Raw genomic sequence first — 15,162 nt, forward strand, 5'->3', positions numbered from 1 at the left:
GGGGTTCTCTGTTCGTGGCCATGTCCGCGAACCCCCGCCGAGAGACGTCGAAGGCCACCCACACGGGAGGCCGCTTCTCGCAATGTTGGCGTAAACATACTCGATCGGTCAACTTCGTCGAGTCTTGTCCGAATCCTTGACAGTCCTCGCCGCCCTCCCCAAACTCTCGTCCCGAGCACTCAAGTTAACGTGAACACGGCAAGGTGACACCTCGCTGTAACGCAGCGGTCACCTTCCGTCGGCGGTGTCGGATCTCACCCGGCGGCCGCCTTCCGCCCGGCACGCGATCTCGCCGGCGCGCTCCCCGCATCCGTAGGCGCTCCGCACCGCAGGTACGCCTACGGATGCCCCATCCGCCACACCAGACATTTTCCCTCCCCTCAAACCACGAGGTACGCGATCATGCGACGCACATCCTCGGGGACGGCCACCGTGCTCACCGCACTCTGCGCCGTTCTCCTGTCCTTCTTCGGTGCCATGGGCACGGCTCATGCCGCGTCGGTGACCGTCGACAACGCCACCCAGTTCACCGATCCGGCGGGCGATCCCGTCCACGCCCACGGTGGTGGGGTCGTGAAGGTGGGCGCTTACTACTACTGGTTCGGTGAGGACCGCAACGCCGACAACAGCTTCCGGTTCGTGTCGGCTTACCGTTCCACCGATCTGAAGACGTGGGAGTTCCGCAACCACGTGCTGAGCCAGGCGACGGATCCGGAGCTGCAGGGCGCGAACATCGAGCGGCCGAAGGTCATGTACAACGCCTCGACCGGGCAGTTCGTGATGTGGATGCACAAGGAAGGGAGCGCCACGGACTACTCCGAGGCACGGGCCGCGGTGGCGGTCTCCTCGACCGTGGACGGGAACTACACCTGGCGGGGCAGCTTCCGTCCGCTGGGTCACATGTCGCGGGACATCACCACGTTCGTGGACACCGACGGTACGGGTTACATGATCTCCGCGGCCAACGAGAACGCGGACCTGCACGTCTACCGCCTCACCGCCGACTACACCAACGTCGCCACCCAGGTGCAGAAGCTGTGGGCGGGCCAGTCGCGGGAGGCCCCCGCGATGTTCAAGCGCAACGGCGTCTACTTCCTGCTCACCTCCTGGGCCACCGGCTGGGCACCCAACCAGCAGAAGTACGCCACCGCCACCAGCATCACCGGCACCTGGAGCGGCCTGAAGGACGTCGGTGACTGGAACACCTACGGTTCGCAGACCGCGTACGTCCTGCCGGTGCAGGGCACCAGTGGGACGAGCTACCTCTACATGGGCGACCGCTGGGGCAACTCCATGGGCGGCATGGTGCAGGACTCCCGGTACGTCTGGCTCCCGCTGAAGTTCCCCACCAAGACCACCATGACCATGGACTACTACCCGCGGCTCGCCATCGACACGGCTGCCGGGACGGTGCAGGGTCTCGGAACGTGGGAGACGCTGACCGCCTCGCACAGCGGCAAGTGCGCGGACGTGGCCGACCGCTCCACCGCGGACGGCGCCGCCCTCATCCAGTGGACCTGCGGCACCCGCAGCGTCAACCAGGAGTTCTGGCTCAAGCCCGCCGGCAACGGCCGCGTGCAGATCGTGGCCCGGTACAGCGGCAAGTGCCTGGCCGCGCAGGGCGGGTCGACCGCCGACGGCGCCGCGATCGTCCAGTACGCCTGTGACGGCACGGCCGCCCAGCAGTGGAACGTGATCGGCGCCGGCAGCACAGTGCAGCTGGCCGCCGTCCAGAGCGGCAAGTGCCTGGACGTGACCCACACGTCCACGAGCGATGGCACGCCGCTCATCCAGTGGAGCTGCAACACCGACGCCGCCCATCAGAAGTGGCTCCGCACGGCTGTCTGACCGCCGCCCGTACCGCGCGGGGCAGGCCCCGCCCCCGTCGGGGTCTGCCCCACCCATGACCGCCCGCCCGTATCACCCGGCCGTGCGGCCCCCTCGGCGATCAACGTCAACTCAGGGAGATCCACGATGCCCTCCACCCGTGAACGACCCCCGAACCGCGTACACAAGAGCGGCGCGCTCCTGGGCGCCGCTGCCGTGACCGCGCTCCTCGCGACCTGTCTCACGCCCCCCACCCCCGCGGCGGCCGAGAGCACCGAGCAGGCGGTGACCGTTCGTCCCGACCCCAGCTACCAGCAGCAGTCGTTCCAGGGCTGGGGCACCGCCCTCGCCTGGTTCGCCAACGTGACCGGCGGCTGGCCCGACGCCCAGCGCAACGCGCTCGCGGACGCCCTCTACGGAGCCGACGGCCTCGGCTTCACCATCGCCCGCTACAACATCGGGGGCGGCGACAGCCCCGAGACCACCCCCTACATGCGGCCCGGCGCGGCCGTCCCCGGTTGGTGGAACCGGCCCGGCCCGGAGGCTCCCGACTGGTGGGACCCGAACAACCCCACCCACTGGAACCCGAACGCCGACGCCAACCAGCGCTGGTGGCTCACCGCCGCCAAGACGCGCGGCGCCACCACCTTCGAGGCCTTCTCCAATTCCGCCCCGTACTTCATGACCAACAGCGGCCTGGTCTCGGGCGCGACCAACGGCTGGCAGGACAACCTCCGCTCCGACCAGTACGACCGGTTCGCCGCGTACCTCTCCGGGGCCCTCCAGCGGGTGCAGGGCGCCACCGGCGTCACCTTCGACTCCCTTTCCCCGATCAACGAACCGGGCACCGACTACTGGCACGCCGGCGGAAGGCAGGAGGGCTCGCACTGGGACCCCGCCTCCCAGGCCCGCATGCTCACCACCATGCGGGCCCGGCTGAACGCCGACGGCATCACCACGCCCCTCGCGGCCATGGACGAGACCAACCCCGACGTCTTCCGCGACAACTGGGACACCTACGACCCCGCGGTCAAGGCCGCGATCGGCAGGCTCAACACCCACACCTACGGCACCAACGGCCGTACCGGCGCCCGTGACATCGCCAAGGGGGCGGCCACCCCGCTGTGGATGTCCGAGGTGGACCTCGGCGGAAGCGTCGGACAGAGCTTCACCGACATGAGCCCCGCCCTCGACCTCACCCAGCACCTCAACGAGGACTTCCGCGAACTGGAGCCCCGCGCCTGGGTCCTGTGGCAGGCGGTCGAGGACTACGAGAACATGACTCCGGTGCACGAGAACTCCAACTGGGGCCTCATCCAGACCGACTTCACCCCCGCGGACGCGGCCACCGAGCCGCTGCGCAAGAACAAGAAGTACTGGGCGATGGCGAACTACACCCGGTTCGTCCGTCCGGGCGCCCGCGTCATCAACACCGACAACGCCGACACCTTCGCCGCCCTTCGACCGGCCGGCCAGGGTGCGGTCGTGGTCCACACCAATCCCACCGGCGCGCCCCAGCGGCTCACCCTGAACCTCGCCGGATTCCAGAACGTGGGCACGGGGGCCGTCCAGCGCTACACCACCGACGGCACCAAGAACCTGCAGCGCGAGAACGACCTCACCCCTGCCGGCAAGACGCTCACCGCGACCGTGGGCGCGGGCTCCGTCACCACCTTCGTCCTGTCCGGCGCGACGGGCGTGAACGTCTCCGACACGACGGCTCCCACCGGCGCCGCGCGTCAGCTGCTCAACGACAACAGCGGCAGGGCCCTGGCCGTCGCGACGAGCAACGGCCAGAGCACGCTGGTCCAGCGCACCTCCAGCCCCGGCACGGCGGCGCAGCAGTGGCGGTTCACCAAGCTCGCCGCGGCCGACTGGGGCAACACCGCGACCTACCGCATCACGAACGTCGCCAACGGCAAGGCGCTCGCGGCCCAGGGCGACGCCCTCGCCCTGGTCGCCTCGGGCACCTCCGCCGAGCAGAGCTGGATGCTGTCCACCACGGGAGAGGGGCACTACACGGTCGTCAACAGCGCGAGCGGCAAGCTCCTGGACGTCAGCGGCCAGTCCGAGAGCGACGGCGCGCCCGTGGGCGTCTACCGTCCGACGACCGGGTCCAACCAGTCCTGGACCTTCCGCTCCGTCGCCGCGGACGCCTGGACGCCCCTGCGCATGCGGCACAGCGGCAAGTGCCTGGACGTGACCGGCGCCTCCACCGCGGACGGCGCCCAGATCGTCCAGTACACCTGCGGTGGTGCGACCAATCAGCAGTGGTCCATGCGTCCTGCGGGGGGTGGATACGTCAACGTGGTCGCCCGCCACAGCGGCAAGTGCCTGGACGTCACCAACGAGTCCACCGCCGACGGCGCGATCGTCTTCCAGTACGGCTGCAACGGCGGCCGTAACCAGCAGTGGTCGGTGCACAGATCGGCCGACGGCTTCCTCACCCTGCTGGCCCGCCACAGCGGCAAGTGCCTGGACGTCAGCGGCGCCTCCACGGCGAACGGCGCCGATGTCGTCCAGTACACCTGCGGCACGGTGGCAATCCAGCAGCTGACCACCTCCTGACGGCCCCCGGCCGGCCCGGAAGCCCCTCGGCCTCCGGGCCGGCCGATGTGCTCGAACTGCTCGTCGACGCCGGGCTGACCACCGCCGAGGCACTGAACTCGGCCACCACGCTGCCGGCGCCCGCCACTTCGGCCTCAAGGACCGAGGGGCCGTCGTACCAGGGCTGCGGGCCGACTTGCTCCTGGTCGACGGCGACCCGCTGGCCCGTGCGCGCCACGCGCCGCATCGGCCGCATCTGGTGCGGCGGCACCGAAGTGGTCCCGGCCCGGACCACGCCTGAACGGCTCCAGGGGAGAGGACCCGCCGTGGACCACCCTCAGCCCTCGTGGACGTGCACGCCCCCTTCCTTCCGCCGCGCTACGTCGAGGAGGCCAGGAACGCGGGCCATCCACGGCCCGACGGCATGGCCGCCTGGCCCCCTTGGGAGAAGGAGCACCACGGGGATCGTGCACGCACGTCGAGCGGAATCGTGCGCGCGGCCGGCGTCCGGGGGACGGTCCCACCCCACCCGCCGCGTCCGTGCGCGGACATCGAGCAGGTCCCGGCCGTCCCACGGCCGGGACCTGCGGCGCTTCTCGGTGGTCAGGCCGAGAGCGGGTACGCTCCGCCGCCGGCGAGACGTTCGTAGGCGCGGCGTACCGCGGGCACCAGGCGGGCAGCGGCCTCCGGATCGGCGTGCTCGGTCAGGAGCCGCAGGATGTTGCCGCTGCGCCGGTCCGCGGGGACGTCCTCGCCGCGAGCCGTGATGAGTGCGTGGAAGTGCGGATGGTTCTCGCCGAAGACCAGCAGGTAGGTCGCGGGCGCACCGGTCGCCTCGGTGACCGCCGCGACCAGGTCGCGCGCGCGACGGCCGAAGGAGGCCAGCTCGGCCTCGTCGAGCCCGGTGATGCGCTCGGCGTGCCGGCGGACCCGCAGGACGAACCAGCCGGGTACGTCGTATCCGGGGACCATGTCCCCCGACCAAAGAGGGTCACGGAAGACGACGTTGGCGTCCTCGTTCCGTTCCAGGCCGCACATGAAGCAGCCGGCGTCGTCGTGGTGGTGGGAGGTGCTCACGTGTTCCCCTGCGGGTGGATATGGGCGGGCGGCAGCGCGGAGCGACCGTTCTCGGGCCGTCCGGCAGTGGCGTGCCGAGGGGTGCCGGCGCGGCTCCGGCACCCCTGGTCCGGCGCCACGGTCCCGGCACCCCTGGTCCGGCGCCACGGTCCCGGCACCCCTGGTCCGGCGTCTCGGTCCCGTCGCGTGCTCAGACGGCTCCGGTGAGGACCAGCATCGGGTCGGGCAGGTCGCTCTTCAGAGCCCAGGACCGGTGGATCAGCTCCTCGACCGGAGTTCCGGAGCGGCGGGCGGCGAGCATGGCCTCGGGGTCGAAGGCGGGGCCGACGGCGTCGGCGCTGTACTCCGGCCCCCTCATGTAGCCGGTGGCCTCCTCCGGGTCGGCGAAGTTGTCGATCTGCATCTCGACGAAGCTGCCGTCCGGGTCCTGGTAGTACATCGACGTGGTGACCCCGTGGGCGATGCACACCGCAGGGGCGACGCCCTTGCCGCGCAGCAGCTCGTAGCGGGCGAGGAGGTCGTCGAGGTGGTCGAAGGTGTAGGCGACGTGGTGCGCCGCGGCGGTCGTGGGCGACTTGCGCTCCAGGGGCACCGGCGGGGTGAGCAGGGCGACGCGGTGGTGCTCCTCGTCGTAGGTGATGAAGCACAGGTGGTCGTTCTGGAACACCACGTGTCCGTCGAGAACGGTGCAGTACCAGTCCCGCATGCCGGTGGGGTTGCTGGTCTGGAACACGACGTGGGCGAACTTCGGTGTGGCGGTCATCCGATCCTCCTCGATCGAGTCCGCGGGCCTCCGGCCGTGGCGTCCTGACGCCCGGTGGTTCGGTCCTGTGCCCGCGCTTTCGGTGTGCGACGGTTCCTGCGGGTGGCTGTGCGCGGCCTCGGGGCTGCGAGGCCGCCGGGGCGTCAGGTCTGCGCGACGAAGCGCTGGCGCAGTTCTCCGATGCCCTCGATGGTGCTGACCAGCTCGTCTCCGGGAGCGAGCCACCGCTGTGGGTCACGGCCCAGGCCGACGCCGGCCGGGGTGCCGGTGAAGACGAGATCGCCGGGCAGCAGGGGGAGGACCGACGAGAGGCGGGCGATCAGCTCGGGTACGGAGAAGATCAGGTCGCCGGTGCGGCCCTTCTGGACCTCCTCTCCGTTCACGGTGCAGCGGAGTCCCAGGTCGTCGGGGTCGTCGAGCGCGTCGGGCGTGACCACCCAGGGCCCGATGGGGGCGAAGCCCGGGAAGGACTTGCCGAGGCTGAACTGCGGCGAGGGTCCTTCGAGTTGTGTGATGCGCTCGGAGATGTCCTGGCCTACGGTCAGCCCCGCGACGTGGTCCCAGGCGGACTCCGCGGAAATGTGGTGCGCGCGGACGCCGATGACGACGACGAGTTCGATCTCCCAGTCGGTGTGGCCGCCGGGCGGGAGGGTGACCTCGGTGACGGGGCCGGTGATGCTGCTGGCGAACTTGGTGAAGACCGGGGGCATCGAGTCGGGCAGGGCGAACCCCGATTCGGCCGCGTGGTCACGGTAGTTCAGGCCGGCGGCGATGACCTGCCGGGGAGCGGGTGCGGGTGCGCCCAGGAGGGCGGGATCCACGGGGCCGCCCTCGGGCAGGCATGCCTGCGCCGCCCACTGGCGGAACTCCTCCCACCGCTCGTAGACGGCCTGCGGGTCCGCGCTGAACTGGCCGTCGCTGGCCTTCTCGACGTCGACGGCGAGGCCGTCGACGATGAGGGTCAGGCGGCCGGAGAGGTTGGCAATGCGCACGGAGCTGCTCCTGTGTTCCTCGCGTGGTGGGCTGCGGGCGTGCCCGGGACGATGGTTCGGACCGAGGGGATCTGGTCGGCGCCGAGCCGCGCCGCCGTACGCCTCGTGGCCTAGGGCGGGTGGGGTGACCGGGTGGTGGCCGCCTTCGGCGCCCTCACGCCGACTGCGGAATCCGCCGGTCCCGCTCGGCGTCCCCCCGACTCCCGTCGACTGCGACGCCGATCACACAGTAGGGCGCTATATGTGATAACAGCAAGAAGCTGGGCTCACGGATTTCCCCGAAGAGTCGGGCGGCGGGTCCGGAGGCCGTCGTGTGACGCCCGGGGTCAGCGCTCGGCGGACCGGCGCAGCAGCGGTGCGATCCGGTAGTCGACGAGCTGGCGCATGACGAGTGCCGTACTGGTGCGTTCGACTCCGGGGATGTCCAGGATCCGGCTGGCCACGCGGTACAGGTCCTCGGCGTCGGTCGCGACCACATGGACCAGCAAATCGGTGTCCCCGGTCAGCCCGTGCACTTGAAGGACCTCGGGAATCGCCGCGAGTTCGGGCCCGACCTCGTCCAGCCTCCGTTGCGCGACCTGGGTGGTCACGAAGGCCGTGAGGGGATAGCCGAGGGCCGCCGGTTCGACCCGCCGCTCGAAGGAGCTCACGGCACCCGAGCGGTCCAGCGACGACAGACGCGCCTGCACGGTGTTGCGGCTCAGCCCGCTGGCCTCGGCCAGTGCCACCGTCGTGGCCCGTGGGTGAGCCGCCAGCGCCAGAAGCAGGCGCGCGTCGGTGGGGTCGATCCGCTCGGGGCTGGGCACAGTGCGCACCTTCCGGGGCCGGGAGGAGGAGTGATTGAGCATTCTGCGCAATTTCCTCGCGGGTTCTTGTGCACCATCCTGACCTGGTGGTCTCCTCGTCCGCAACGATCCCGCCCCTGGCACCAGGCCGCCTACCGTGTCCGGTCGTGTGTCGGCCCGACCTGCCCCGGGGTGCATCCGGCGCGCTCTCCACGCCGCCGTGACACGTCCCAAGTCACAGCCGGCCGCGCGTCCGCGCGCCGGTTGTGCCGATCGAGGAGACCGTTCTCGCCATGACCACCGCACCAGCAGCCCCCCGTCGGCCCACGTCCGACGACCTCGACGTGCTGCACGAGATCCAGGACCGTGTGCTGTGGCTGAGCAGCGCCATCGTGCACCACGCCAACCGCGTGCGCCCCAACCCGTCGGGACTCAAGGTCGGCGGCCACCAGGCGTCCTGCGCCTCGATGGTCTCCATCATGACGGCCCTGTGGTTCCGTCACCTGCGTCCCGAGGACAGGGTGTCGGTCAAGCCGCACGCCTCGCCGGTCCTGCACGCCGTCAACCACCTGCTCGGCGAGCTGGACGCCCCCCACCTGTCCACCCTGCGCGCGTTCGGCGGCCTCCAGAGCTATCCGAGCCGCTCCAAGGACCCCGATCCGGTGGACTACTCCACCGGCTCGGTGGGCATCGGAGCCACGGCGACGATCTGGGGCGCCCTGGCCCGTCGCTACGCGGACGAGAACGCCGACGGCGGCTTCGTCGGCCGCCAGTACGCCCTGGTGGGAGACGCGGAGCTGGACGAGGGCGCGGTGTGGGAGGCGGTCCTCGACCCGCAGGTCGCCGAACTCGGCGAACTGGTCTGGATCGTCGACCTGAACCGGCAGTCCCTCGACCGCGTCGTGCCGAACATCGCCGCCGGCCGCCTGCACGGCATGTTCGCCGCGGCCGGGTGGCAGGTGCTCACCCTCAAGTACGGCACGCTGCTCGAGAAGCTGTTCGCACGCCCCGGCGGGCACGCCCTTCGTGCCCGCATCGACGACATGTCCAACCCCGAGTACCAGCGGCTGCTGCGCTGTCCGGTCGACGAGCTGCGCGATCGGCTGCCCGGCGCCGGACCCGACGCTCCGGCGATCGGCCGGCTGCTCGCGGAGGTGGACGACGCCACCCTCATGGAGTCGGTCCGCAACCTGGGCGGCCACGACCTGTCCGCCCTCGACACCGCGCTGTCCGAAGTGGACGACCGACGACCCACGGTGATCTTCGCGTACACGGTCAAGGGGCACGGCCTGCCCACGCAGGGCCACCCGCAGAACCACTCCTCACTGCTGACGGAGGACCAGATACGGCAGCTGGCGGACGAGGTGGGTGCCGACCCCGACCACCCGTGGGAGGGCTTCGCCCCGGACTCGCCGGCGGCCCGCCTCTGCGCCCTGACGGGTGCGCGACTGCGCCGGGACCCCGTCACCGACACGCCGCCCCCCACGGTCCCCGCGGACATCGGCCGTACCCCGACAGGCGTGGCCACCACCCAGGCGGCCCTCGGCCGCACGCTCCTCGACCTGACCCGCACCGCTCCCGAGGCGGCCCGCCGGGTGGTCACGGTCAGCCCCGACGTCAGTTCGTCGACCAACCTGGGCGGCTGGGTCAACAAGGTCGGCGTCTGGTCGCCCGTCGAGCGCGTCAACTGGTTCGCCGACGACGCGGAGACCATCCTGCACTGGAGGGAACGTCCGACCGGCCAGCACATCGAACTGGGCATCGCCGAGACCAACCTGGTCGGTCTGCTCGGAGAACTGGGCGCCACCTGGAGCCGCTGGGGGAAGCCCCTGATGCCCATCGGCGTCGTGTACGACCCCTTCGTGAACCGCGCCCTGGAACCCTGGTCCTTCGGCATGTACGCCGGCGGCCAGTCGATCCTCGTGGGCACCCCCTCCGGCGTCACCCTGGCGCCCGAAGGCGGCGCGCACCAGTCCATCACCACACCGTCCCTCGGCATCGAGCAGCCCGGCTGCACGACCTGGGAACCCGCCTTCGCCCTCGACACCGAATGGACGCTGCTGGCCGCCCTGTCCCGCCTCGGCAGGTCCGACGGAGGTTCGGCCTACCTGCGGCTCTCCACGCGCCCCGTCGACCAGACACTGGCCCGGGTCCCGACCGACCCGGCGGCCCGGGAGCGCCGCCGCCGCCAGGTCGTGGCCGGCGCCTATCCGCTGCGCCGGCAGGACGGAGCCAAGGTCACCATCGCGGCGATGGGCGCCATGGTGACCGAGGCCCTGGCTGCCGCGGAGCGCCTCCAGGCGCTCGGCATCCCGGCCGACGTCATCTGCGTGACCAGCCCCGGCCTGCTCTACAAGGCGCTGGACGCCCGCGTCGGCAACGACGAGGCGCCGGACTGGATCCTGGACCAGGTCTTTCCCGCCGAGCGGGCCACGCCCCTGGTCACCGTGCTGGACGGGCACCCGCACACCCTGGCCTTCCTGTCCAGCATCCATCAGGTGCCGATCCGCCGGCTGGGCGTCACCCGCTTCGGCCAGTCCGGCTCCCTGGAGGAGATCTACCGCTACCACCGCATCGACACCGACAGCATCGTCGCTGCCGCACTCGACCTCACCCAGTGAAGCGAAGTGGGGGGGGGGGGGGGGGGGGGGGGGGGGGGGGGGGGCGGACCCCCCCCCCCCCCCCCCCCACCCCCGCACGGCACATGGTCAGTTCCTCGGGGGAGCCCACACCAGGTCCTCGGCCTTCGGCAAGGAGCCGTAGACCTGTCCCGACGACGCCATGGCCTCGATCCAGGGCGCCAGCGCCTCCGGAGTGACGGACGAGTCCCAGTCCGGCAGCGGAGCCACCGCGTTCCCTTCACGTGGTACCTCCAGCGCGGACGACAAGAACGTTCGTACGTCCTTCTCGTGGGACGACGCCCACCGGTCGGCGGAGCCGAGAGCCGCGACGAAGGCGGCGATCGTCCTCGGGTTCCTCTCCGCCCACGTGCGCTTCGCGACCCACACGCCGGCGATCGCGGGCGAGTCGATCGACAGGAACGGGTCCCCGAGGGGACGGTGCCCGGCTGCCTCGACCCCGCCCATGTACGGCTGGACGGTCGCGATGGCGTCGACCTTGCCGGAGTCGAGGGCGCCGGACATGCTGGGAAAGGGCATCTGGACGAAACGCACGTGATCGGCGTCCACTCCCGCCCTCTTCAAGGACGTCAGCACCGCCAGGAACAGCGCGCCCGACAGAGAGGGCACCGCCACCCGCTTCCCCCGCAGGCCGGACACGGAGTCGACCGCGCCCGGCCTGGCGGCGTACATCTGGCACTGCTGGTTCTCGGCGCTGTCCGTGTAGGAGCCGGCGATCACCGTGATGTCGTGCCCCAGCGAGGCGGAGGCGATGACCTCGGTGGGCGTGCCCCAGGCGATGTCGTACTCCCAGCCGAGCGAGGCGGCGAAGGACGCGATGCGCGTGCTGGGGTGCGAGGAGATCTCCACGTCGAGATCCTGATCGGCGAAGTCGCCGTTCTTCTCGGCCAGGAGGGGCAGGCTCGGCGGCGCCGCGTCGACGAGCGCCAGGCGCACGGTGCCGACCTCGGCCTCCTCGTCCTTGGCCGGCGGCGAACAGGCCATGGCCGTGGTCGTCGTCAGCGCGAGGACCGTGAGCAGGGCGGCGACACCTCTCGGCCGCTGTACGGGATGGGTCGGAGCTGGGAGAGCCATGGCGCCGTTTCTGGGCTGGATGCAGGGGAAGCGCCCGAAGGCGCACGTCGAGCTCTGCCGCGCTCGACGGCAGAGACGTACCGGGTCCGGGGCGCACCGCGTTGTCGTGCGGGCCCCGGCATCGCCTCCCGACAGGGAGACGATGCCGGTCGTGGTGGTGCGCGGGCGGGTCAGGCGGCGGCGGGGGCGTATTCCGCACCACCGACCCAGACGCGCCGGACGGTGCGGGTGGCGGTGATGTCGGCGAGCGGGTCCCCGTCGATCAGGACGAGGTCGGCGCGGTTCCCGACACGGATGGCGCCGCGGTCACGCAGGCCGAACGCCTGGGCGGGCAGACTCGTCGCGGCCCTCAGGGCCTCCCTGTTGCTGAGCCCCGCGCGCACCAACAGCTCCAGCTCGTGGTGCAGGCTGGTGCCGAACGGCGGTTGCACCGGAATGCCCGGCGTGAGGTTCGCGTCCGTGCCGGCCACGATCCGCGCCCCGGCACGGCGCAGCGCGGCGACGCTGCCCTCGGCGGCCGCGTAGTCCATGCCGGGTATCCCGAGCTTCCCGAAGCCCTCCATCATGGTCAGGGTGGGTACGGCGACGGTGCCGGTCGAGGCGTACCGGGCGGCGACCGACGCCGGCAGCGCGCTGTCCATCGGGACGTGGTGGATCATGTCGACGTTCGCGTCGAGTGCCCTCACCACCATGGCCGTGGTGGTCGCGTGAGCCATGACGAGCTTGCCGGCGGAGTGCGCGGCGGTCGTCACGGCCTTGACGGTCTCCGGCGTGAGCCCCGGCTCGTCGATGATGACCTTGATGTAGTCCGAGCCTTCGGCGATTCGCGAGCGGACGAAGGGGGCGGCCTGCTCGGGTCCGGTCAGCACCGCGTCCGCGGGGAAGGTCGGGATCCGGCTCTGCGGGCTTCCGGGCGCCACCGCCGGCGCGCCGGCGGTGCGGATGTCGGTCAGGCCGGGCAGTCCGCGCAGCGAGTCGACGAGCGAGGGCGGGAAGGAGGCCATGTCGAGGCCGGTGGTCACACCGGAACCGGCCAGCGCGTGCAGGGTGTCGACGTCCCGCAGGTGAAGGTGGGCGTCGGTCAGGCCCGGGAGCAGCACGGCGCCCCCACAGTCGATCCGGCGCGCGCCGAGCGGGCTGATCCCGATGCGTCCGTTGTCGACCACCACGGTGCGCGGGGAGGTCACCTGGTCGCCGTCGAAGACGCGGACGTTCGTCAGTGCGATCTTGTCGAGCTGGACGGTGTGTTCCTGCGCCTGCGCGGAGGCGGGCGCGGCCAGCGCCGACACCCCTGCGACGGCGATGCCGGCCGCGGCGGCCGTCTTGAGGAAGTCACGCCGGTTCGTATGGCTGATGCACATGGTGGTGTCCTTCTGCCAGGCGGGTGCGGAAAGTGCAGGGTTCGTGCCCCGGCCTCCGTGGGGACCGACGGTGATCCACCGTCGGAGCGCTGTCGCCGGGAGGCATGACTGCCGCCGCGGCGTCTCGGGACGCCCGGGTGCGGCGGTCAGTTCGGGTGGCGGCGCCGAGGGGCGCGCCGGGCGGTGCGGGGCCGGAGGGGCCGGCACCGGGAAGACGGACCGACCGTAGCCGCTATATGTGATAACAGCAACCCTTCGCGCATCCCGTCGCGCCGCCCGTTGCTCCGTCAGGCAGAGCCCCGGAGCTCGGCCTCACGCAGGCATTGACACACGCCCGTGACGGGCTCCAGCATCACACCCAGCTCCCGGCGGCGTGACCGCGACGGAACGGGACGCCTCTCAACTCCCTTGGTCCGTACAGCAGTACGTCCTTGCCGTGACGTGCCGCCCCGCGTGCCGCACGGTCCCGGCCGTCCTCCCCAAAGGAACCCGCCGTGGCACTTCGACCGCGGCGGGGAGGCACGGTTGCCGTCGAACGATCCGGCCCTGCCATGTCCCTGCCCTGCGCGGCCGGCACGGCGGGCAGCCCCGCCCTCGCCCCCATCCTCCGCCGCACCGCCATCGGAGTCTCCGTGGCCTTCCCGCCGGTGCAATCCCCCCTGAGGAGTACGGACATGAACCCCACCCCCGGAAACCTCGCGACCAGGCCCCGTTCCGCCCCTGCGGTCGCCCTTGGACTCGTCATCCTGTGCATCGAGGGGTACGACCTCTTCATCCTGGGAGCGGTCGGCCCCTCCCTGCTGTCCCACCCCGATTGGGACGCCACCACGTCGACTCTGGGCCTGCTGGGCAGTCTCACGGCGCTCGGCATGCCGCTCGGCTCCATCGCCGCCGGCTGGGCCGGCGACCTCTACGGCCGCCGCCTCCCCATGACGGTCAGCCTGGCCTGGCTCTCCCTGAGCATGCTGCTGAGCGCGGTCGCCGGCGACCTCGCCCTCTTCGGCGCGACCCGCTTCCTCACCGGCATGGGCATCGGCGCCCTGATCCCCCTCGTCACCGCCTACGTCAGCGAAGCGGCCGACCCCGCCCGGCACTCCCTCCAGGTCGGCACCGCCACGACGGGACTGGCCATCGGCGGCATCGTCACGGGTGTCGTCGGCCGCACCCTGCTGCCCGAGTGGGACTTCCGCACGCTCTTCCTCTTCGGGGCCGTTCCGCTGGCCCTGATCCCCGTCGTATGGCGCCTGGTCCCCGCCGTGGTGCCGGATCACCCGGCGAGGGCCCTGACGGCGGCCGGGACGCGGACCACCACGGCAGAGCCCGACGAGCCCGCCAACCGTCTGCGTCGACTGCTCGCCCCGCAGCACCGCCGTTCCACGCTGCTGTTCTGGGCGGCCACGTTCGCCGGCCTCGTCATCGTCTACGGCGCCAGTACCTGGCTCCCCACGCTGATGGTGGCCGACGGATACGACCTCGGCTCCTCGCTGGAGTTCTCCATCGCCTTCAACGTCGGGGCCGTCGTCGGCACGCTCGCCGCCGCCCTGGTCGCCGACCGCGGGCTGCTGAAGGCCGCCACGATCGTCAGCTTCCTCCTCGCCGCCGTCGCCATGATCACCCTGAGTACGCCGCAGCCCCGGCCCCTGCTCCTCGTCGTCTCCGGCGTCGCCGGTTTCGGAGCCCTGGGAACCCAGGCGCTCGTCAACATCTACGTCGCCCACGCGCACCCGGCGCGACTGCGCGGCACCGCACTGGGCTTCAGCCTCGGCGTGGGGCGCGTCGGCGCCATCGTGGGCCCCAGCTACCTGGCCGCCGTCACCGTACTGGTCGGCACGTCCGAGGCCGGGTTCTACGCCTTCGTGGTCCCGGCCGTCCTGGGCGCTGTCCTGATCGGCCTGCTGCGGTCGGAGCGACGCACCACGGCCGCCCCGGCCCCGGCCGGCGTCACCTCCGACGCGGAGGCGCCCCTTGCCCCGTGACGCGGGACCTGTCGCGCGCATACCGAAGCCCCCGACGGGGGGGGGGGGGGGGGGGGGGGGGGGGGGGGGGGGGGGGGGGGGGGGGGGGGGGGGGGGGGGGGAGGGGGGGGGGGGGGGGGGA

At 71.7% G+C, this 15,162-nt stretch carries 10 protein-coding genes and 1 pseudogene; 5 read left to right on the forward strand and 6 right to left on the reverse strand.

What is annotated here, in order from left to right; genetic code table 11:
• Positions 1 to 402 precede the first annotated feature (402 nt).
• The 3 genes and pseudogenes from ACZ60W_RS27465 to ACZ60W_RS27475 form a co-directional block, all read left to right on the forward strand.
• Complete coding sequence (locus ACZ60W_RS27465; RefSeq protein WP_469758054.1) at positions 403 to 1,848, forward strand: RICIN domain-containing protein; 1,446 nt, start codon at positions 403 to 405, stop codon at positions 1,846 to 1,848.
• Between the two features lie 126 nt (positions 1,849 to 1,974).
• The gene (locus tag ACZ60W_RS27470; RefSeq protein ID WP_469758055.1) at positions 1,975 to 4,395 is read left to right on the forward strand and encodes an RICIN domain-containing protein; all 2,421 of its coding nucleotides are present in this window, start codon (positions 1,975 to 1,977) and stop codon (positions 4,393 to 4,395) included.
• Positions 4,396 to 4,442: 47 nt separating this feature from the next.
• Positions 4,443 to 4,649: pseudogene (locus ACZ60W_RS27475) on the forward strand (amidohydrolase family protein); the annotation flags it as partial.
• 328 nt (positions 4,650 to 4,977) lie between these two features.
• Here the strand turns inward: ACZ60W_RS27475 and ACZ60W_RS27480 are convergent.
• The 4 genes from ACZ60W_RS27480 to ACZ60W_RS27495 all read right to left on the reverse strand — a co-directional run bounded on the left by ACZ60W_RS27480 (position 4,978) and on the right by ACZ60W_RS27495 (position 8,012).
• Complete coding sequence (locus tag ACZ60W_RS27480; protein WP_469758056.1) at positions 4,978 to 5,451, reverse strand: hypothetical protein; 474 nt, start codon at positions 5,449 to 5,451, stop codon at positions 4,978 to 4,980.
• 190 nt (positions 5,452 to 5,641) lie between these two features.
• The gene (locus ACZ60W_RS27485) at positions 5,642 to 6,214 is read right to left on the reverse strand and encodes a VOC family protein (protein ID WP_469758057.1); all 573 of its coding nucleotides are present in this window, start codon (positions 6,212 to 6,214) and stop codon (positions 5,642 to 5,644) included.
• A 143-nt stretch (positions 6,215 to 6,357) separates the two neighbouring features.
• On the reverse strand, positions 6,358 to 7,206 hold the full coding sequence (locus ACZ60W_RS27490; protein ID WP_469758058.1) for a fumarylacetoacetate hydrolase family protein: 849 nt from the start codon (positions 7,204 to 7,206) through the stop codon (positions 6,358 to 6,360).
• A gap of 326 nt (positions 7,207 to 7,532) precedes the next feature.
• On the reverse strand, positions 7,533 to 8,012 hold the full coding sequence (locus tag ACZ60W_RS27495; RefSeq protein ID WP_469758059.1) for an Lrp/AsnC family transcriptional regulator: 480 nt from the start codon (positions 8,010 to 8,012) through the stop codon (positions 7,533 to 7,535).
• A gap of 272 nt (positions 8,013 to 8,284) precedes the next feature.
• On the opposite strand from ACZ60W_RS27495, the gene ACZ60W_RS27500 reads away from it, so the two are divergent.
• Entirely contained in the window at positions 8,285 to 10,612 is a 2,328-nt protein-coding gene (locus ACZ60W_RS27500) for a transketolase-like TK C-terminal-containing protein (protein WP_469758060.1), read from the forward strand.
• Between the two features lie 87 nt (positions 10,613 to 10,699).
• On the opposite strand, the gene ACZ60W_RS27505 is transcribed toward ACZ60W_RS27500, so the two are convergent.
• Both ACZ60W_RS27505 and ACZ60W_RS27510 read right to left on the reverse strand, forming a co-directional pair.
• Positions 10,700 to 11,704 (reverse strand): ABC transporter substrate-binding protein, encoded by a 1,005-nt coding sequence (locus tag ACZ60W_RS27505; RefSeq protein WP_469758061.1) that lies wholly within the window; start codon positions 11,702 to 11,704, stop codon positions 10,700 to 10,702.
• Positions 11,705 to 11,874: 170 nt separating this feature from the next.
• The gene (locus tag ACZ60W_RS27510) at positions 11,875 to 13,065 is read right to left on the reverse strand and encodes an amidohydrolase family protein (protein ID WP_469758062.1); all 1,191 of its coding nucleotides are present in this window, start codon (positions 13,063 to 13,065) and stop codon (positions 11,875 to 11,877) included.
• A 674-nt stretch (positions 13,066 to 13,739) separates the two neighbouring features.
• Here ACZ60W_RS27510 and ACZ60W_RS27515 point away from each other — a divergent pair.
• Positions 13,740 to 15,041: an MFS transporter gene (locus ACZ60W_RS27515; protein ID WP_469758063.1), complete on the forward strand. Its 1,302-nt coding sequence runs from the start codon at positions 13,740 to 13,742 to the stop codon at positions 15,039 to 15,041.
• The last annotated feature ends 121 nt before the right edge of the window (positions 15,042 to 15,162 follow it).

Source organism: Streptomyces sp. NPDC104202 (assembly GCF_055584185.1).

What these genes read in the sequence shown, in the direction of transcription:
- ACZ60W_RS27465 (WP_469758054.1), top strand. Translation starts at nt 403, where the DNA reads ATGCGACGCACATCCTCGGGGACGGCCACCGTGCTCACCGCACTCTGC.
- ACZ60W_RS27470 (WP_469758055.1), top strand. Translation starts at nt 1,975, where the DNA reads ATGCCCTCCACCCGTGAACGACCCCCGAACCGCGTACACAAGAGCGGC.
- ACZ60W_RS27485 (WP_469758057.1), bottom strand. Translation starts at nt 6,214, where the DNA reads ATGACCGCCACACCGAAGTTCGCCCACGTCGTGTTCCAGACCAGCAAC.
- ACZ60W_RS27500 (WP_469758060.1), top strand. Translation starts at nt 8,285, where the DNA reads ATGACCACCGCACCAGCAGCCCCCCGTCGGCCCACGTCCGACGACCTC.
- ACZ60W_RS27505 (WP_469758061.1), bottom strand. Translation starts at nt 11,704, where the DNA reads ATGGCTCTCCCAGCTCCGACCCATCCCGTACAGCGGCCGAGAGGTGTC.
- ACZ60W_RS27510 (WP_469758062.1), bottom strand. Translation starts at nt 13,065, where the DNA reads ATGTGCATCAGCCATACGAACCGGCGTGACTTCCTCAAGACGGCCGCC.
- ACZ60W_RS27515 (WP_469758063.1), top strand. Translation starts at nt 13,740, where the DNA reads ATGAACCCCACCCCCGGAAACCTCGCGACCAGGCCCCGTTCCGCCCCT.